This is a genomic window from Nocardia sp. MH4 (assembly GCF_019266065.1).
Taxonomy (GTDB): domain Bacteria; phylum Actinomycetota; class Actinomycetes; order Mycobacteriales; family Mycobacteriaceae; genus Nocardia; species Nocardia canadensis.
Genome location: NZ_LPNR01000035.1, coordinates 1 through 18887, shown reverse-complemented (window position 1 = coordinate 18887; position 18887 = coordinate 1). Strand labels below are relative to the sequence as shown.

The window sequence follows — 18887 nt, the reverse complement described above, 5'->3', positions numbered from 1 at the left end:
CCACCTGATGGGCGCCCAGGAGCAGCCGACCGAGCTGTACAAGGTCGGCCTGGGTTCGGTCCGCTTCCTGATGGCCGTCGGCGACCTGTTCATCGGCTGGCGCCTGCTGGTCAACGCCGAGGTCGCCCTGGCGGCCCTCGACGGCGGGACCGGGGAGCGGGACTTCTACGACGGCAAGGTGGCCGTGGCCGCGTTCTTCGCGCGCGAGGTCCTGCCCCGGTTGACCGCCGATCGCGCGGTCATCGCGGGGCTGACCGACGACGCCATGGCCGTCGCCGAAGCCGCGTTCTGACCCGAGTCGGCGCCGCGGCGAGACCTCGCGTCTCGCCGCGGCGCCGACCCCGCGGCGGGATTCTCCGGAACCGCCGACCGATCGTCGGTAGCTTGGTGCCGACAGCACAGGGGCTACCGGCCGAGGCGGGCGCCCCGGAGAGGACGACCGTGCGCTCGACCTTGATCTCCCGCCGGGATCTGGACTTCCTGCTCTACGAATGGCTGCGCGTGGAGGACCTGACCAGGGCAGCGCGGTTCGCCGAACATTCCAAGCAGACCTTCGACGGTTTCCTGGAGCTGTGCGAGGACATCGCGACGCGCTACTTCGCCCCGCACAACAAGCGCAACGACAGCCACGAACCCACCTTCGACGGCACGACCGTCACCATGATCCCCGAGGTGGGCGTCGCGGTCGAGGCGTTCACCAAGGCCGATCTCATCGGCGCGAGCATGGACGAGGCCCTGGGCGGGCTGCAACTGCCCGCGACCGTGCAGGCCGCGGGCATGAGCTGGTTCCAGGCCGCCAATGTCGGCACCACCGCCTACGTGTTCCTGACCATCGGCAACGCGAATCTGATCGCGGCGCACGGCAGCGCCGAGCAGATCGACCGGTTCGTCCGCCCGATGATCGAGGGAACGGCCACCGGCACCATGTGCCTGTCCGAGCCGCAGGCGGGCAGTTCGCTGGCCGACATCGTCACCCGCGCCGAACCGCGGGACGACGGCACCTACCGACTGTTCGGGTCGAAGATGTGGATCTCCGGCGGCGATCACGAACTGACCGAGAACATCGTGCACCTGGTGCTGGCGAAGATCCCCGGCGGGCCCGCGGGCACCAAGGGCATCTCGCTGTTCATCGTGCCGAAGTTCCTCGTCGACGAGGACGGCTCGCGCGGCGAGCGCAACGACGTCGTGCTGGCCGGGCTCAACCACAAGATGGGCTACCGGGGCACCACCAACACCGCGCTCAACTTCGGCGAGGGCCGCCACACCCCCGGCGGAGCGCCCGGCGCCGTCGGCTACCTCGTCGGCGAACCGCACCGCGGCCTGTCCTACATGTTCACGATGATGAACGAGGCCCGCCTCGGCGTCGGTCTGGGCGCCACCGCGCTCGGCTACACCGGCTACCTCAAGTCCGTCGAGTACGCGCGCAGCCGCCACCAGGGTCGCGCCCTCACCAGCAGGGACCCGGCCAGCACGCAGATCCCGATCATCGAACACCCCGACGTGAAGCGAATGCTGTTGGCGCAGAAGGCCTACAGCGAGGGCGCGCTGGCGCTGCTGCTGTACTGCAACCGGCTAGTCGACCTGGAGCGCACCACCACCGACCCCGATGCCGCCCGCGCGCACACCCGGCTGCTGGAAATCCTCACCGGGGTGGCCAAGAGCTGGCCCTCGCAGTGGTGCCTGGAAGCCAACAATCTGGCGATCCAGGTCCACGGCGGCTACGGCTACACCCGCGAGTACGACGTCGAACAGCACTACCGCGACAACCGGCTCAACCCCATCCACGAGGGTACCCACGGCATCCAGGGCCTGGACCTGCTCGGCCGCAAGGTGATCCAGCACGACGGCGCCGCCCTGCTGCTGCTCAGCGAACACATCGCGGCGACCGTGACCGCGGCCCGCGAAGCGGGCGGACAGCCCGCCGAGCACGCCGAACGACTCGACGCCGCGTGGCAGCGACTGCTCGCCGTCACCGCGGCCATGTTCGCCGCGGGCGACCCGGCGGCGGCCATGGCCAACGCCGCCGTCTACCTGGAGGCGTTCGGCCACCTCGTGGTCGCCTGGATCTGGCTCGAGCAAGAGCTGGCGACCGTCGGCAAGGACGGCGACTTCTACAACGGCAAGCGCGCGGCGGCCCGCTACTACTTCCGCTACGAACTGCCCAAGACCGCACCGCAATTGGATCTGCTCGCCGCGTTGGACCGCACCACCCTGGAGACCGACGACACCTGGTTCTGACCGCAGGTCACCCACGTAGGCGCAGGACCGCGAGGACCCGGCGGTGGTGGGTGTCGGAGGGCGGCAGGTCGAGTTTGGTGAAGATGTTGCCGATGTGCTTCTCGACCGCGCGTTCGGTGACGGTGAGGGCGGCGGCGATCGCGTTGTTGGTCAGGCCCTGGGCCATCAGTTCCAGGACCTCGCGCTCGCGCGGCGTGAGGCGGGTCAGGGCGTCCTGCTGCCGGGACGCGCCCATCAGCTGCTTGACCACCTCCGGGTCGAGGGCGGTGCCGCCGGTCGCGACCCGATGCAACGCGTCGACGAAATCGGCGACATCGGCGACCCGGTCCTTGAGCAGGTAGCCGACACCGCCCGCACCCGCGGCGAGAAGTTCGGTGGCGTAGCGGGTTTCGATCCACTGCGAGAAGACCAGTACACCGGTGCCCGGGTACGCCCGGCGCAGCTCGATCGCGGCCAGCAGGCCCTCGTCGGTGAACGTGGGTGGCATCCGCACGTCCACCACCGCGACGTCGGGCCGCTGGGCGCCGACCACCTCACTCAGGGAGGTGGCGTCGCCGACCATCGCGACCACGTCGTGGCCGCGCTCGGTCAGCAGCCCGGCCAGGCCGTCGCGCAGGATGGCGCTGTCCTCGGCGATCACCACCCGCAGGGGTCCGGGCGCGTTCACCGGGGACCCGCCATCGGCAACACCATGGTGACCACCGTAGGCCCACCGGCCGGACTGTCGACGCTCAGTGTGCCGTCGACAGCACGGGCGCGGGCGGCGAGACCGGCCAGCCCGCTGCCGCCCGCAGCGTCGACACCGGACGCGAGCGCGCCGCCGATTCCGTTGTCACGCACGGTGATCGCCAAGGCGCGCAGACTGTCGGGCAACACCGTGACGGTGGCCGCCGTCGCCCGCGCGTGTTTGACGACATTGGTGAGCAGTTCGGCGACCGAGAAGTAGGCGATCGCCTCGATCGCGGGGCTCGGTCGGCGCGGCAGTTGCACGCGCAGTTCCACCGGCACCGCGCACCGGGCCGTGAGTGTCTCGAGGGCGGGGCCGAGGCCGAGTTCGAGCGCGGGCGGGTGGATGCCACGCACCAGTTCCCGCAGCTCGGTCAGCGCTTCCTTGGCGCCGGCACGCGCCTCGGCGATGAGGTCGCCGGGATCGCCGCCGGTGGCCAGGCGTTCCTCGGCCCGGCCGAGCGCCATCGCGATGGTGACCAGCCGCGCCTGGGTGCCGTCGTGCAGGTCGCGCTCGACCCGGCGCAGTGTCGCGGCGGCATCGTCGACCGCGGCCCGTCGGCTGGCGCGCAGCTCGGCCAGCTGCCGGTCCCGCGGTGTCGCCGCCAGCAGGTGGGTGATCAGCATCCCGTGCACCCAGCAGACGCCGCGGATCAGCCACGGCAGCGTGAAACACAGGGCGACGCCGATACCGGCCATGGCCAGTGACCGGGGCCAGGTGTCGATATAGAACGAACCGAACTGCGCGAGGCTGTGTCGCTCCACGCCGCTCTCGTCCACCTGGACCGGGTCGAACAGGACCCAGGGAATCGGCGAGATCGCCGTGAAGACGACCATCGCGGTCACGACGAGCACGACGTAGCCGACCACGACGCCCAGCACCGACTGGGCGAGCAGGAACAGCGTCGCGCGCCAGCTCACCCGATCGGTGAACGCGCTCCTGAGGAATCCGAGCAGGCCCGGTGCGCGGACGAAATCCGGGGGCGCCTCGACCCGGACGCCGAGCAGTCCTCGCCCGAGCGAGCGGTAGATTCGCCCCCACACCCGGCCACCGAGCAGGATCAGTGCCAACAGCGGGATGCCGACGAGCAGGATCGACGCGTACAGCCCGCCACCGAACCCGAAGAACAGGTAGCACACGACCACGCAGCCGAGCACGAACGACAAGACGAGGTAGCCGAATTCCTTCCAGGTCTGCGGCTGGAAGGGTGCCCGTGCCACGGTGGCGAGGACGCCGCGACGGCGGGCCGGGTCCGCGGGTGGTCCAGGATCGATCACCTCGGTCTGCGCACCGGGACCAGGGATGATCAGGGTCGGCTCGGCTGGAGTGTGGGTCATGACTCCCATGGTTGTCGTGGCGGACCGGGATCTCGATGGAGCTGCCCACCGGTTTGCCGGTGTAGCCAGCCACACCCTTTCTACCTTGGGCCGCCCGCCACGAACCACCCGCGGAAGTGTCGGCGGCGCGCCTGTTCACGAGTCGGCCCGCACGAACGATGATCACCGCGTGAGCACCCTGTGGTTCGTCGTCGTTCTGGTCGCCGGGATTCTCGCGGTACTCGCGATCGTCTCGATCCCGATCATCGTCTGGTTGCGGCGGCGCGGCGCGCGCGTCACCGAGGAGCTGACCCGCGACCTGCGCCACGACGTGCTCGTGCGCGGACCGGAGCAGGCCCTCTATCGGGGCGCGGCCGCGCCGGGGTTCCCGGCGGCGAAAGGCAACGGCGTCGTCGCCCTCACCGCCACCGAGCTGCATTTCCGGCCGTACCTCGGGTCGTCGTTCGCCGTGCCGGTGGCCGAGATCGTGTCCGCGCACGAAGCGAAGGTCTTCCGGGGAGCGGTGACCGGCGGCCGCACCCACCTGGTCGTAGACACCAGGGCGGGCGAAGTCGGCTTCTTCGTCGCGGACAACGCCGCCTGGCTACACGCGATCGAGCAGGTCACCGGGCGATAGCTCCCGCGCCGCCCCGGGCCCGCACACCGATATGGCATCATGAACTAGAACGCGTTCTAGAAATGTCGAGGAGGTCTTCGTGGGATCCGCGCGATCAGTACGGACGGGACCGTTCGTCGTGCCCGCCGTCGACGAGATTCCCGGTGGACGGATGCTCGACCTCCCTGGGCGTGGCCGGACCTACGTCGTGGACATCCCGGGACCGGCCGGCGCACCGGTCCTGATCCTGCTGCACGGCACCGCCTGCACGGCCGTCCTGAACTGGTTTCCGGCGCTGGCGACACTCAGCGCGCGATATCGCGTGGTGCTGTTCGATCAACGCTGGCACGGACGCGGGATCCAAGCGACACGGTTCCGCCTCGACGACTGCGCCGACGACGTGGTCGCGGTCGCCGACGCGCTGGGCCTGGATCGTTTTGTCTGCGTGGGCTATTCGCTCGGCGGCATCGTCTCGCTGCTCACCGCCCACCGGCATCCGGACCGGGTCGCGGGGCTGGTGCCCTGCGCGACGCCGTATCGCTTCCAGGAGAAGTGGCGCGAGCGGGCGTTCCATCGCGGTTTCGCCACCGTCGCCGAATCGCTGGGCGACTATCCGTACCGGCGGGCTCGGCGGCTGACGCGCGCCCTGCCGGAACTGCCGCCCGCTCTGGTGCCGGGGCGTCTGCGGCAGTGGGCGGTGGGCGAATTCCGCAGTACGAGCGGATGGGCCCTGGCGCCGGTCTTGGCCGAGATCGGGACGTTCGACGCCACCGCGTGGCTGCCGGAGCTGCGGGTGCCGACCGCGGTGGTCATCACCACCAAGGACCGGGCGATCCCGGTGTACCGGCAGATCGAACTCGCGGCCGCGATTCCCGGATCGAGTGTGCATCCGGTCGCGGCGGGTCATGCGGCGTGCGCTGTCGCGCCGGACCGGTTCGTGCCGGCGCTGGCCGACGCGTGCCGGGCGGTGTCCGCGCGGCGGTAGTCGACGACCCTGTTCGACGCCGGTGGCGAACAGGGCGGACATTCGGGTGGGGCGATCAGCCCCGCGCGCGGGCCGCGGCCAGCAGTTCGTCGATCACGGCGGGCACCGCTTCGGCCAGCGCGTCGACGTCGGGAACCAGGTCACGGCAGGCGATGAAGCCGAAATCGAGATCCCCGCAGTTCGACAGCACCGTGACAGTGAGCCCGGCGCCGTGGAAGACCGGGCCGAACGGGTACATGCCGTCGACCCGCACACCGAGGAAGTACAGCGGCATCGGCGGACCGGGCACGTTCGAGACCACCAGGTTGTGCACCACCGGGTGCCGCTCGGCCAGCTTCAGCGACGAGTAGACGCGCGAGGCCAGGCGGAAGGTGTTGGGCGGGGCGTACTTCGACCAGTCCTGGAGGAAGTCGGCGCCGATCAGGTCGTGCTCGGCTTTGGCGTCGCGGTTGGCCACGGCCAGCGATTCCAGTCGCTCGACCGGATCGGCGATATCGGTGCCCAGACGGCAGAACAGGGTCGAGACCTTGTTGATCCCCTCGGTGTGCCGGGTGGACTCGTGCACCGACACCGGCACCGAGGCGACCAGGGAGCGATCGGGCAGCTCGCCGTGCTCGGCCAGGTAGCGGCGCAGCACGCCACCGACCACGGTGAGCACGACATCGTTCACCTTCACCCCGAACGCGGCCTTGATCTCCTTGATCGCGCCCAGGTCGGTCTTGGTGAACGAGACCGCTCGCGTCCCGGTGACGGCCTGGTTGAACGGCGTGCGCGGCGCGGAGAACGGCAGCGCCATCCCCGCTTCGTTGTTCCGCCGCCGCTGCGCGAAGCCCGCGACCATGCCGAGGGTCTTGGGAACCATGCCGAGCATCCCGGCCCTGGCGGGAAACCGGACCGCGGCACGCGCGATGAGTTCGAGTTCGCCGGGCACCGGTTCCGGTTGCCACGGTTCGGGTTCGGGACGGCTCAGTCCCGGCTCCAGATCGCACAGGTGCATCATCATGTTCGTGCCGGTGATGCCGTCGACGGCCGAATGATGGTACTTGCACACGACCGCCACCTTGCCGTCGTCGAGCCCCTCCACCACCGACATCTCCCACAGCGGCCGGTTCTGATCCATCGGCCGGCTCGCGATCTCCCCGATCAGCGCGGCCAGACCGGCGTGCCCACCCGGCTCCGGCAGGTCGACGCGCCGGATGTGGTTGTCGATGTCGAAGTCGGCGTCGTCGACCCACAGCGGGTGGTCGAGGTTGAACGGCACCGGGTGGACCCGGTGGCGCATGTGCGGGATGAGCGGCAATCGCCTGCGGAGTTCGTCGCGGAGGTGGTCGAACGAGTACGGCCCGTCGGCCGGATCGAGAATCAGCAGGGCGCAAACGTGTAGATGCTGGGTATCGGTCTCCAGATAGAGGAAACTGGCATCCAATCCAGTGAGTCGTTCCATAGCCGAAGCCTACTAGAACACGTTCTATTTTTACCGGCGCCCGCGGCCGAATTAGACGATGCTCACAGCCCGGGCGCCCACGGGGCGCAAGCCGGGCAGCAGACCACCCGGCGAGCGCCGCCGCGACAATGCAGCGGCTCACAGGGGGCCGCTCCCCCGAATCCGGCGAAGTGCGGTCCCGCGGTCAGGCCGGGTCGGGTTCGGCACTGCCGCTGCCGATCTCGTAGATCAGCGCGCAGACCGGCCCGTTCGGTTCGGCATCGCAGAGCAGGATGTAGAGCGCGCCGAGCGGGAAGGTGATCAGCGGCGCCAGCGAGGAACCGCTGTCGCCGGAGCCGGACCCGGAGCCGGACTCCGCGATCGGGGCGACCGAGGACACTGCGGCATGCGCCGGACCCAGCGCGGCACCGACCAGGGCGACCGAAAGGGCACTGGTGGCAAGAGTTTTGGCGAGTACGTGATTCATGAGTACCTCCTGGGAATGTGATCGCCGACACTAGTCGCGTCCCCGGGATGTGAAATACCCAAATTTTACTGTCTGTCGCCCGCCGTCGACCCGTGAGAACGTGCGGAAACCCGGTCTGTCTCCCGCCCGCCCCGGCGGCGCAATACAGTGGGCGCATGCGTGGACGATCCCGAATCCTGCTCCGTTCGGCGGCGACAGTCGCGGCGGCACTGGCGTTGACCGCCCTCCCTACCGCGGCCGCCGAGCCGTCCGCAGGCCCGACCGGCTGCGCGCAGGTCCGGGTCGTCACCGTTCGTGGCACCCTCGAACCGCAGATCGGCAGCCTGCTCCTCACACCGCTGGGCAGCCGGATCGCCCTGGAGTTCGGCCGCAGCACCACGGTGACCGAACTCGAATACCCGGCCTCGATGGCTCCCGACAGCGCCGTGCGCGGCGTCGAGAACCTGACCGCGCTGCTCAACGCGACCGCCGCCGCCTGCCCGGACCAGCAACTCGTACTGCTCGGCTACTCCCAGGGCGCCCGGGTCATCGGCAACACTCTCAACGCGCGCACCGCGGTGACCGACCAGGCGGCCGCGCGCATCGACGCCATCGCCCTGTTCGGCAACCCACTGTTCAACGGCGGCGAGCCCTACAATCGCGGCAGCTTCGACCCCGCCCTGTCCGGCACCGGCCCCCTTCCCTCGGGTGCACTCGCCGAATTCGCCGACCGGCTGCGCGACTATTGCAACGCGGGCGACCGGGTCTGCCAGGGCGGCAACCCGGCCGCCGGCTTCGGAAACGCCCTGAGCTATGGGCATTTCGCGTACTTCGTCAACGACAACCGCGACCAGGCCGCGGCCTTCGTGCACGACCGGCTCGGCGCGTAGCCTCAGGGGCGATCGACGTCGGCCAGAATGGTCTCGGGCTTGAAGATCACCTTGTAGCGATACCGGCTGACCTCCGCGGACTCGAGCTGTTCGACGAAGTAGCTCACGTTGTCCGAGAGCCCGAGGAAGTGCTTCTTGTACTCGTCGTCACCGGTCTTGCAGGTGACCTCGAGCTGGTTGTTCTCGTCCTTGATCGAGCACTTGCCCTCGATCGACAGCAGGTACTTGTCGGTGATCCCGTTGAAGAACACCACCCGGCGGTCGATCTTGAACTGGTCCGATTCCTTGGACAGGTTCTTCGACACCACATCGGCGTCGCTCGAACACCCGGTCGCGACGACCGCACCCACCGTGAGCGCCAGCACAGCGGTGATGAGTTTCGGCTGCATTTCCTACCCCCTGTATCCCGAGAAGCCCGGACGACGATCCCACGCTCCTTGTTCTCGAAGATAGACGACCGCAACACTTTTCGGCCCCGCTCCGCAGTCGATCGATTCAGCTGATCGCGGACAGGGAAGCGGATGCGCCGAGGTGATCGGCCCGGCCTACCCGGACAGCTACGATGACGACCGGGGTCGGCGACCCGAGGGATGGCCCAGCACTCGTCTAGGAGGCGCTCATGCGTGCGACGGTGGTCAGCAAAGGTGAGTTTCGCGTCGAGGAGCTGCCGACGCCGGAACCCGGACCGGGCCAGATACTCGTCTCGGTGACTCGCTGCGGCATCTGCGGCTCGGACCTGCACGCCCGGGTGCACTGCGACGAGCTCGCCGACCTGGCCGCCGCCACCGGCTACGGCAACTTCATGCGGTCGGACCAGCGGATCGTGCTCGGGCACGAGTTCACCGGCGAGATCGCCGACTACGGGCCGCGCACGCACCGTCGCTGGAAACCGGGCACACCCGTCGTCGCGATGCCGATTCTGCGCAGAGACCGCGAGCCGGAACTCACCGGACTGTCCGCCCACGCGCCCGGCGGGTACGCCGAACAGGTGCTCACGCAGGAATCGGTGACCTTCGAGGTCCCCAACGGGCTCTCCCCCGACCTCGCCGCACTCACCGAGCCGATGGCGGTGGGCTGGCATGCCGTCCGCAAGAGCCGGATCACCCAGGGCCAGACCGCGTTCGTCATCGGGTGCGGGCCGATCGGACTGGCCGTCGTCACCATGCTGAAGGCCGCGGGCGTGCGCACCGTGGTCGCGAGCGACTTCTCGCCGCGCCGCCGGGATCTGGCCCGCGCCTGCGGCGCCGACGTCGTGGTCGACCCGGCCACCGAATCCGCCTGGGAGGCCGCGCCGAAGCCGCCGCGCATCGCCGGTGCCGCGGACATGCTGAACCTGGCCTTCGACGTCATGGAACGCGTGCGCCGCGTCCCGAAGGTCCCGTGGTGGTACCTGTTCCGTGCGGCACACACCCTCGATCGAGGCCCGGCCGGTCCCGTGGTCTTCGAATGCGTCGGGGTGCCCGGCATCATCGACCAGATCCTGACCGCCGCGCCGCCGTCGACCCGCGTCGTGGTCGTGGGAGTGTGCATGCAGCAGGACACCTTCCATCCCGCCAACGCCATCAACAAGGAGATCGAGCTGCGCTTCGTCCTCGGCTACGACCCCGGCGAATTCCGCGACACCCTGCACATGATCGCCGATGGCACCGTCGACCCCCGCCCGCTGATCACCGGCACGGTCGGGCTCGACGGCATCGACGCGGCCTTCGCGGCACTGGGCTCCCCCGAGCACCACGCCAAGATCCTGATCGATCCGCGCAGCGACAAAATTGCGCCCTGAGGCCGGGGCAAGGGTGTCTCTCGTGCGCCACGACGACTGAAACGCAAATAGTTCAAAAGTTCTGCTAAGCAACGGGTTTCGTTGATACCGTCGCGCGACCGGGCCGACATGTCCGGTGCAGCTCGCGAACCGTCCAGGCGGACGATCGTGAGATGCGTTCTCCCGCTTGATGAATCGAGACCGCCATGTCCTCCACCCTGCGCCTGCGCCGCGCGCTCGCCGCGATCGTCCTGGCCGCGCCGATGGCCGCCGCGCTCACCGCCACCGCGCCCGCCCACGCGAGCACCACCACCTGGACAGTCGTCAACCCCAACGGCAACGGCGCGTTCTCGGCGGTATCGGGTCAGCTGACCGTGAAGAACAAGAGCGGCGCGACGGTCTTCACCTGTCCGAGCCTGTCCTCGACCGGCTCGCTGCCCGCAGGCACCCGGACCACCTCCGGGCTGGGCGCCATCAAGAGCACGAATCCGGTCACCTGCACAAGTCCGGACGGGACGTCGTGGCAGGGCATGTTCACCGCGGCCGCGGGGCCGTCCAACTTGACGGCCACCTCCTACTCCGCGGCCACCGGCACCACCTCGATCACCAATGGCGACCAGTTCAACTCGATCAACCTGGTCTTCCGGACCGCCGTCGGCTACTCGTGCGCCTTCTGGACCCATCACACCGCGATGACCTACACCAACGCCACGTCCACCCTGAAAGCCACCACCGCCGTCGTCAAGCTGGCCACCGACGACGGCGGCGCCACGCTCTGCCAGGGACTGCTCACCCAAGGGGAGACGATCACCTTCGCCACCGAGTACAAGCTCACCCCGGCGATCACGATCACCGCCACCGTCAGCTGACCCGCGGTCCGCGCAGCCGGGCGGCCGACGGGCTACCGACCAGGATCGCCCGACGGTGACGCATCGCCGTCACCGCCCGGCTTCGTCTCGCCCGCGCCGATTCTGCGCGGGCGCATCGCCGGCCGAGGGCCGCCGGCAGACGCATCCGTGCCGGTGCGTTTCCGACGCGAGGCGCCGAGATCGATGACGTTGCGTTCGTGCTCGGCGGTGCCACCCGCCGGTGCCGCGGGCCGACCCGCGGCGTCGACCGGCCAGGCCCCGGTCTCGCCCTGCAATTCCGCGCGAGTCACCGGGCGGGTGGGCGCCGGGTCGTACACGGTCTCCGGATACCAGGTGCGACGCCGGGCGTCGCCGCTATCCTCGCGACCTCGCCGCGGCCGCCTGGGCAGCCGGACGACGTTCGACGCCCCGCCCTCGGCACTCGAGCCACCGTCGGCGGCCTTCGTCTCTTCCCACTTCCGACGCAGCTGCTCCACCGCGTCGAAACGGCTTCCACCAGGCCCCGACCCGGCTTCCTGGTCCGACATCGAACTAACCGCGAACAGGCGTCGCGACACCCATCGATCCCACAGCGGCCACTCCGAACTTCCTCTCAGGTCTATCCTTCACCTTCACATTCTGCATCAACGCGCCCATGACTCGTCTTCGACCCGTCCGCACCGGGGCTCGGATCACGCGGAAACGGTCGGCCGCCGGTCGGCTAGGTCCGGGTCTTCGGTGTCGTCGGCGGCGTCCTGGCCTCGCTGCGGTACTGGTCCCACCACGAGGCGCTCTCGCTCGGCGCGACGTTCGGGTCCTTCGGCGGCGACGACGGGCTGGGGATGCCGAGGGCCCGCAACCGCCAGTCGTCCTCCCGGATGGCGGCCACGATGCGCACGGGGACGACGGCGGTGAGCAGCAGGTAGTTACCCACACAGATCATCAGGCAGACCGGCGGAATGGCGACCACCGTCGCGATCCCGAAGGTCCCCAGCTCGATCGGCCCACGGGAGATGGCCACGACGTTTCCGCAGATGCTCGCCAGCACGGCGGCGACGAGCAGCAGCTCATAGACCCGGACCAGACCCGTGGCCTTCTCGTCGCGAATCCCCACGAGCGTGATGAAGGTGCAGGCGACCAGCGCGACGGTGAGACCGGCGACCACCGGCCACAGCCAGGTGAGGTCTTCGGGTATGCCCGCCACCTGGGCGAGCGTGGAGGTGAAGGTGAACGACGCGATCGCCGCGGCGACGACAAGTACTAGCCCTAGGCCCACAAGCAGCTTCGGCACGGTGAACGGAACAGGTCGAGGGAAAGGGTCCGTGTGGTCCATCAGGCTCCATCCTACGGGCTACGGCCACCAAACATGCAGGCCCTCAACAGAGTACGGCCACACACGCACTAGACGCCGTACGGTCACGAGCCCGAGGCGGCCGGGACCCGCCGGTGACCCGAAGACCGGTCCCCCGGCACGGACAAGGGAGCATGCTGGGGCATGTCGCACGACCTCACGCCCGACGCCACGCCGACCCCGCGAGCTTTCGATCATCCGGACTCCGCTCACCTGCTACGCGACTACGCCGTCGAGCGACGCGCGATAGTGGGCTTCGGCACGTGCTCGCACACCTCGAATCCTTTGCCGACACCCAGGGCATCCGACGGATCCTGCTGGAAACAGGCTCCCACAACCGAGCAGCCACCCAGCTCTACCCGTCCGCCGGATACGACCCGATCCCGCACTCTGTGCCGGGCAGACCCGACTTCAACAGGGCCTACGCGAAGATCCTGAGCGAGCCCGCGGTTGGGGACCCGGGTACGTGGCGCTCAGCGTGAGCTGACGCAGACGACGTAGCGGCGCTCGTCGTAGACGACGCCGCGGTCGCCCGCCGTGCAGACGTTCACGTCCGTGGTGTCGTGGCGGATCTCGAGGACGCGGACCCGGCCGGGAACGGCGGCAGCGCATTCCACGTGCCGGACCGCGTCGCCGGACAGGTCCAGGCAGCCGCCGACCGTCCAGTCGATGTCCAGGCACAGAGTCTCCTGGACGCCACCGGGGAGCGTGCGCGACTGGGAGCGGTCGACGTCGCCCGGGCAGTGACCGCCCGCCGACGCCAATTGCGTCACTTTGTAGTGAGAATTCGCGCTTCCGCACGCGGCCTGCTGAATATCGGATGCGCCCACATCCACGCAATCGCCGACACTCAGATCCACCCGGGGAATCCGGGACGCGGATTTACTCAATGTGGACGCCACACCGCCGGATAGCTCGAGAATAGTACCCAGCGGCTGAGTTGCCGAAACCTCGGACAGCGAAGCAGTTGCGGGAGAATCATTCTCGGGCGGTCCGGACAGCCGCGCACCGAACCCCGCGATGACGGAAAGCGCGCCGTAGAAGGCCCCAGCCAGGGCGAACACCGCCACTACCGACACACCGGCCACGGCAATGCTCTTTCGACGCGCCATCTGTGTTGTTCCTACTCATCCGCTGGGCGCCCCGACCGACACCCCACTCGCCTGACAGTTCTTACACGGCCGGACACGAACGTGTCGAATTGTGAATCTGCGCAGTTTTACAGCAGAAAGCTGGTCCAGCGCCCAATTCGGGACGGATAACTCTCCGCCGGAAAAGAGTGCTAGGGTCTGCCCGATCTCACTGGCGGACACCACGGTTCGTGCCCTCGCGCACGCCGGTCGGCCGCGCAGTCTTCGTCATGCGTAAAGGAAATCCCTGATGAAACTCGGTCACTTCCCCGCTACCGCGCTCCTGGTCGGCGCCGCCGTCTGGATCTCCTCCGGAGCCGTCGCCGCGCAACCGACGGCACCGGCGCCCCAGGCCACCGCGTCCGGGGTCGAGCAGTCCGTGCGCTACGAAGCGACCCTCACCGAGTTCTCCCGGGTGCTGACCACCACCGTCTCCGGCGGCACCTTCACCACCACCGACGACAACACCGCGGTCACCCTCACCTCCGACGCGGGCGAGGTCGTCGCCCGCATTCCGCTCACCTACCAGATCTCCGGTGCGACAATGCGAGTCGCGCAGACGATCTCCGACGGCGGTCGCCACCTCGTGCTCGCCCCGCAGGCGAACGCCACCGAGATCGGCGAGATGCAGACCATCAGCCCCATGTCCCAGCTGACGAACGAGATCAACCGCAATGTGGTCGGCGTGGTCGTCGGCGGCCTCCTGGGCGGCCTCATCGGCACGGTGCTCGGCTTCGGTTTCCTCAGCATCATCACCGGCCCCGTCGGCCTGGTCCTCGGCGCGATCGCCGGCGGCTACGCCCTGGGCGGCCAGCCCTTCCTCGACGCCGTCACCGCCGTCGTCAGCGGCCGGCCCTGATCCGCCTCCTCGCCGACGATCGACACCGCCACCGCGCAACGCGCCGCGCCCGCGTCGCTGCCATCGCGGCGGCGCGACGCGGGCCATAGTGGTCGTATGGCTAACCAGACCACGGTCGCTGCCGCGTTCGAGCCTCTGCTGCGAGCCAGCTTGGGACCGCGCCCCGCGATCGGGTTCGAATTCTGGGACGGCAGCGCGATCCTGCCCGAGGGTGCGAGCCCCGGCACCATGCGCGTGCGGTCCGCGGAGGCGCTGCGTCACCTGATCTGGTCGCCCGGTGAGCTCGGGCTGGCGCGCGCCTTCGTCTCCGGCACCGTGGATCTGGACGGCGACATCTTCCGGATGCTGCGGGCGCTTCAGTCCACCGCGCCGAACGACGCCCGCCTCGGTCTCGGCGCGGCCTGGCAGGCCATCGGCGCGGCACGGCGACTCGGCGCACTCGGGCGCCGCCCGCAGCCTCCCGCGGAGGAGGCACGGCCGCGGCGCGGACCGCTGCACACCAAGCGCCGCGATGCGGCGGCGATCAGCCATCACTACGACGTCGGCAACGACTTCTACCGGCTGGTCCTCGGTCCGAGCATGACCTACTCGTGCGCGCGGTTCGTGCCGGAGGACGACGGCTCCCTCGAACACGCCCAGCGCGCCAAACACGACCTGGTCTGCCGCAAGCTGGGTTTGCCCGAGCGGTCGGGCATGCGCCTGCTCGACGTGGGCTGCGGCTGGGGATCCATGGCCATGCACGCGGCCTCGACCTACGGGGCACAGGTCGTCGGTGTCACGATCAGCAGTGCTCAGGTCGAGCTGGCGCGGCGGCGAGTCGCCGAGGCGGGATTGTCGGACCGGGTCGAGATCAGGCTCGCCGACTATCGAGACCTGCGCGGCGAGACGTTCGACGCCATCTCCTCGATCGGCATGTTCGAACACGTCGGCTCCCAGCGCGCCGCCGAGTACTTCGACACCCTGCGCGCCCTGCTGCACCCCCATGGACGACTGCTCAACCACGCGATCTCCGCACCGGGCGGCTCGGTCATGCAGAAACGATCCTTCATCGGACGCTACGTGTTCCCGGATGGTGAACTCGTCGATGTGGGCGAGGTCGTCCTGGCGATGCAGCGTGCCGGCTTCGAAGTCCGTGATGTCGAGGCCTTGCGCGAGCACTACGCGCGCACCCTTCGCCAGTGGGTCGCGAATCTGGAAAACGGTTGGGAACAGGCGGTTTCCCTCGTCGGCGACGGCCGCGCCCGAATCTGGCGACTCTATATGGCCGCCTCCGCGCTGGGCTTCGAGGACGGCGGACTCGGAATCCACCAGGTACTCGGCGTCGTCCCGGAACCGACAGGAGAGGCCGACATGCCCGCGACCCGGCGCGCCTGGGGATAGATCGCGGGACGGCCCACCGCGGGCGATACCCCGCCGGGGTGGCCGAGATCGTCCTGAATATCGGCCACGATCTGCGGTAGGTGAATCCGGAACAGATCGTCCTCCCCCGGGTTCTTGATGTTCGTCGAAACCCCCGACCCGATCCGGGCCCGACTCCCCACACGGCGCGGCACACTCCGGCCGGGCCACTTCCACCGTTGGCCGGAGCGTGTCGTGCGAGTTCAGCCCACCCGAGCGCGGTCGGTGGTGGCGCGGACATCGCCAGGTACCGTTGGCCGGTGAACCCAGCTGACGCGCGCATCCTCCAAGACGGCGATCTCGAGACCCGCGAGGAGAATCTGCGACTGCTGCTCGCGCGGGCGGCCGACGGCGACGCCTCGGCCGCGCAGGCATTGCGCACGTTGGTCCGCGACTATCCCGACTATCACCGCGCGCTGTACAGCCGAGCCCTCAACCGGGCCGCGGTCTTCGGCGACGACACTCTCCGGGAGCCACTGCTGGCGGCACTGGCCGACACCCGGTACAACTGCCAGGCGTGGGCGGCGATGGGCTGCGCGGCGCTCGGATTCCGGGAGGCGGTGCCCGGCCTGATCGCGATGCTGGATCATTCCCAACAGCTGGCGCGAGAGCAAGCGGTGATCGCGCTGGGCGTACTAGGCGACGAGTTGGCCGTCCCAGCGCTCACTCCCGTGCTGGGCGACTCCATCGCGGGAATGCGCGAGCGGGCCGCCGAGGCCCTCGGCCGGATCGGCGGCGATGCCGCCCTGGCCGCGCTCTGGGACGAATTCGAGAATCGCCGGTACTACCGCATCGGCTATATCGCCAGCGCGCTGTCCACCTTCACCCCGGAGGTGATCCCACGGCTGTGCGACGCGGCAGGCAGCGACGACCCGGACCAAAGGTATTGGGCGGCAGTCGCACTCGGCTCGACCGGCGACGACCGTGCCGTGCCGACCCTGGAACGGCTGATGGCCAACGACCGTGGTTCGACCGTCTTCGACGGCATGGTGAGCGTCGCCGCGAAGAAGGGCCTGCGCACCCTGCGGCGGATCCAGGCCGCGATCGCCGCGCGCGAATCCTGACTCCGATCCAGCCGGGCACGACCCGCGGCGAGCCTGCCGGAATCGTCGGCCGCCGCCAGAATGGAACCGGGCACACCGAGACCTAGCGCTTGAAGGCGTCTTTGATCTTGGCGCCGGACAGTTTCAGGTTGCCTCTGATTTGATCGGCCCGGCCTTCCGCCTGGAGGGTTCGGTTACCGGTGGCCCGACCGAACACCTTCTTGATCTTGCCCTTGGTCGCCTCGGCGGAATAGGCGATCTTCTTGCTGATACTCATGGCACTTCTTCCTCGGGCCTGCAGCGCCGACGAGCCGGCAACGCCTCCGAATTCATGGTCGTGACAGGCGTCGACGACCATCGTGTCGTTACCAGTCAACGCGCCCCATCCACCGGAGTCAACGGCGTCTGTCCTGCACCGACCAGTCGAGCGCGGCGTCGGCACAGGCGCGCCCGCGCAGCCGGTCAGGTCGGCGGATGGTCGGCGGTGCCGCGTTCGTCGAGTTCGCGCTGCAGGTTCGAATTGATGCGCTGCGCCTCGGCGAGTTGGTCCTCGAGAATCACGATCCGGCACGACGCCTCCAGCGCGTTGCCCGCATCGACGAGTTCACGGACGCGGGCGGCGATGCGCAGCTGGTAGCGCGAGTAGCGCCGGTGCCCGCCCGCCGAACGTTGTGGGGTGAGCAGCCGCGCGGCGTCGAGGCCGCGCAGGAACGCCTGGGTCACGCCGAGGATCTCCGCGGCGCGGCCCATGCTGTAGGCGGGGTAGTCATCGTCGTCGAGTTTGTCCGCCGGGCTGGTGCCGTCGGCGGGATTGATGTTCGGGTGCTGCACGAGACCTCTCGGATTCAACGCCGGAAGGCCCCGGCGCACTGAGCGCCGGGGCCGTGATTACGACTGAGGGATTGATTTCACTTGCGTACACCGGCCACCGAGGCCGGTCTGAGACACCGCATCCGACAACTCCCGGGATGCGGGACTGGTAAATGACTACTCAGTGGCCACCACCTCCAATTCGTCGGTTCTCCTGCGGTCGTGCGGGGGTCTTGCGGTCTTCGTCCCCTCCGGCGGTCCGGCCGAGTGCACCGGATTCGCTTCTCCGCCGGAGGGGACGGTCGAACTGTCATCCCGGGCAGTTCGCCTGCCCGGCCACCTGACTTCATCTTGCAACGACACCGACTGTATACCCAGTCATCGATAATGTCTACACCCGCCGCTACAGATTTCTTCGACCTGCGGCAGCGCTATCCGATCAGCGCCGCGGGGGCGGCGGCACGCCGTCCATGATCTCGGTCCACCAGGTGTCCAGCGGGCTGGGGTCGGGCCAGATCGCACTCGGCTCGACCCTCGCGACGGGGTCGGTGTGCCGGTCAGTAGGCGAAGCAGGAGAAGTCGTCGTCGACACAGGGAACACTCCAGGCTTGGTCGATACGGTCGGACAGATCAGCGGTGTCGACCGCATGCTCGCCGACGCGCACTGCGGTGACATCGAGGCCCAGGTCACGGTCGGCGGTGCAGACGAAGGTCTCCTGATCGGCGCGATCGGCCTGGGTGGCTGTCGGTAAGACGGTCATCGGATCCTCCTCAGCGATCGGACGGATGGGTCTTGCGGTGGCCGGGCGGACCGGCCACCGGGAAGTCGACTTCGGGTCATCGGAAGAGTCGTTCGCGACGTTGTCGATACACATCACCTCTCTTTCGCTTCCCCTCGTCACACCGGGCGAGGTCGGGTGGCGGGAGCGAGGCTGACATCGTCGACCTCCACCCCCGGCTCAGGCGTCGATGGCCTGGAGTTCGCTCTCGCGAGAGATCTCGATCTTGCGGGGCTTGGCCTTCTCCGC

21 protein-coding genes are annotated in these 18887 nt (G+C 69.0%); 10 read left to right on the top strand and 11 right to left on the bottom strand.

What is annotated here, in order from left to right; translation table 11 throughout:
• A partial coding sequence (locus ATM97_RS01530; protein ID WP_218716098.1) for an acyl-CoA dehydrogenase C-terminal domain-containing protein occupies positions 1-292 on the top strand: 292 nt, incomplete at its 5' end.
• Between the two features lie 149 nt (positions 293-441).
• Positions 442-2238: an acyl-CoA dehydrogenase gene (locus ATM97_RS01525; protein WP_218716103.1), complete on the top strand. Its 1797-nt coding sequence runs from the start codon at positions 442-444 to the stop codon at positions 2236-2238.
• Positions 2239-2245: 7 nt separating this feature from the next.
• Here ATM97_RS01525 and ATM97_RS01520 read toward each other — a convergent pair whose 3' ends face one another.
• Both ATM97_RS01520 and ATM97_RS01515 read right to left on the bottom strand, forming a co-directional pair.
• Positions 2246-2887: a response regulator transcription factor gene (locus ATM97_RS01520; protein ID WP_218716102.1), complete on the bottom strand. Its 642-nt coding sequence runs from the start codon at positions 2885-2887 to the stop codon at positions 2246-2248.
• Positions 2888-2901: 14 nt separating this feature from the next.
• Positions 2902-4302, bottom strand: coding sequence for a sensor histidine kinase (locus ATM97_RS01515; RefSeq protein WP_218716097.1), 1401 nt, complete (start codon positions 4300-4302; stop codon positions 2902-2904).
• 169 nt (positions 4303-4471) lie between these two features.
• Here ATM97_RS01515 and ATM97_RS01510 point away from each other — a divergent pair, with 169 nt between their 5' ends.
• Together ATM97_RS01510 and ATM97_RS01505 are read left to right on the top strand one after the other, a co-directional pair.
• Positions 4472-4918: a hypothetical protein gene (locus tag ATM97_RS01510; protein WP_308248329.1), complete on the top strand. Its 447-nt coding sequence runs from the start codon at positions 4472-4474 to the stop codon at positions 4916-4918.
• Positions 4919-4997: 79 nt separating this feature from the next.
• Entirely contained in the window at positions 4998-5882 is an 885-nt protein-coding gene (locus tag ATM97_RS01505) for an alpha/beta fold hydrolase (RefSeq protein WP_218716096.1), read from the top strand.
• Between the two features lie 55 nt (positions 5883-5937).
• Here the strand turns inward: ATM97_RS01505 and ATM97_RS01500 are convergent, their stop codons facing one another.
• Both ATM97_RS01500 and ATM97_RS01495 read right to left on the bottom strand, forming a co-directional pair.
• Positions 5938-7326, bottom strand: a complete 1389-nt coding sequence (locus ATM97_RS01500; protein ID WP_218716095.1) for a wax ester/triacylglycerol synthase family O-acyltransferase — start codon at positions 7324-7326, stop codon at positions 5938-5940.
• A gap of 184 nt (positions 7327-7510) precedes the next feature.
• The gene (locus ATM97_RS01495; RefSeq protein ID WP_218716094.1) at positions 7511-7792 is read right to left on the bottom strand and encodes a hypothetical protein; all 282 of its coding nucleotides are present in this window, start codon (positions 7790-7792) and stop codon (positions 7511-7513) included.
• A gap of 155 nt (positions 7793-7947) precedes the next feature.
• On the opposite strand from ATM97_RS01495, the gene ATM97_RS01490 reads away from it, so the two are divergent.
• Positions 7948-8661, top strand: coding sequence for a cutinase family protein (locus tag ATM97_RS01490; RefSeq protein WP_218716093.1), 714 nt, complete (start codon positions 7948-7950; stop codon positions 8659-8661).
• A 2-nt stretch (positions 8662-8663) separates the two neighbouring features.
• Here ATM97_RS01490 and ATM97_RS01485 read toward each other — a convergent pair whose 3' ends face one another.
• A complete protein-coding gene (locus tag ATM97_RS01485; RefSeq protein WP_218716092.1) occupies positions 8664-9050 on the bottom strand; it encodes a hypothetical protein in 387 nt (128 codons plus the stop codon).
• A gap of 230 nt (positions 9051-9280) precedes the next feature.
• Between ATM97_RS01485 and ATM97_RS01480 the strand changes: the two genes are divergently transcribed.
• A complete protein-coding gene (locus tag ATM97_RS01480; RefSeq protein WP_218716091.1) occupies positions 9281-10441 on the top strand; it encodes a zinc-binding dehydrogenase in 1161 nt (386 codons plus the stop codon).
• 185 nt (positions 10442-10626) lie between these two features.
• Positions 10627-11289 carry a hypothetical protein gene (locus ATM97_RS01475; protein WP_218716090.1) on the top strand — a complete coding sequence of 221 codons (663 nt, stop codon included), beginning with the start codon at positions 10627-10629 and terminating at the stop codon, positions 11287-11289.
• 32 nt (positions 11290-11321) lie between these two features.
• Here the strand turns inward: ATM97_RS01475 and ATM97_RS01470 are convergent, their stop codons facing one another.
• The 3 genes from ATM97_RS01470 to ATM97_RS01460 form a co-directional block, all read right to left on the bottom strand.
• On the bottom strand, positions 11322-11846 hold the full coding sequence (locus ATM97_RS01470) for a hypothetical protein (RefSeq protein WP_218716089.1): 525 nt from the start codon (positions 11844-11846) through the stop codon (positions 11322-11324).
• 143 nt (positions 11847-11989) lie between these two features.
• On the bottom strand, positions 11990-12601 hold the full coding sequence (locus tag ATM97_RS01465; protein WP_218716088.1) for a DUF2637 domain-containing protein: 612 nt from the start codon (positions 12599-12601) through the stop codon (positions 11990-11992).
• Positions 12602-13092: 491 nt separating this feature from the next.
• Positions 13093-13731, bottom strand: coding sequence for a hypothetical protein (locus ATM97_RS01460; RefSeq protein ID WP_218716087.1), 639 nt, complete (start codon positions 13729-13731; stop codon positions 13093-13095).
• A gap of 268 nt (positions 13732-13999) precedes the next feature.
• Between ATM97_RS01460 and ATM97_RS01455 the strand changes: the two genes are divergently transcribed.
• From ATM97_RS01455 to ATM97_RS01445, 3 genes are all read left to right on the top strand, one after another.
• Complete coding sequence (locus tag ATM97_RS01455) at positions 14000-14608, top strand: hypothetical protein (RefSeq protein ID WP_218716086.1); 609 nt, start codon at positions 14000-14002, stop codon at positions 14606-14608.
• A 96-nt stretch (positions 14609-14704) separates the two neighbouring features.
• Positions 14705-15988, top strand: coding sequence for a cyclopropane-fatty-acyl-phospholipid synthase family protein (locus ATM97_RS01450; protein ID WP_218716085.1), 1284 nt, complete (start codon positions 14705-14707; stop codon positions 15986-15988).
• 278 nt (positions 15989-16266) lie between these two features.
• Positions 16267-17070: a HEAT repeat domain-containing protein gene (locus ATM97_RS01445; protein ID WP_218716084.1), complete on the top strand. Its 804-nt coding sequence runs from the start codon at positions 16267-16269 to the stop codon at positions 17068-17070.
• A gap of 82 nt (positions 17071-17152) precedes the next feature.
• Here the strand turns inward: ATM97_RS01445 and ATM97_RS34965 are convergent, their stop codons facing one another.
• The 3 genes from ATM97_RS34965 to ATM97_RS01430 form a co-directional block, all read right to left on the bottom strand.
• Positions 17153-17425 (bottom strand): CsbD family protein, encoded by a 273-nt coding sequence (locus ATM97_RS34965; RefSeq protein ID WP_374104817.1) that lies wholly within the window; start codon positions 17423-17425, stop codon positions 17153-17155.
• 86 nt (positions 17426-17511) lie between these two features.
• A complete protein-coding gene (locus tag ATM97_RS01435; RefSeq protein WP_308248328.1) occupies positions 17512-17880 on the bottom strand; it encodes a MerR family transcriptional regulator in 369 nt (122 codons plus the stop codon).
• Positions 17881-18416: 536 nt separating this feature from the next.
• On the bottom strand, positions 18417-18620 hold the full coding sequence (locus ATM97_RS01430; protein ID WP_218716083.1) for a hypothetical protein: 204 nt from the start codon (positions 18618-18620) through the stop codon (positions 18417-18419).
• Between the last annotated feature and the right edge of the window lie 267 nt (positions 18621-18887).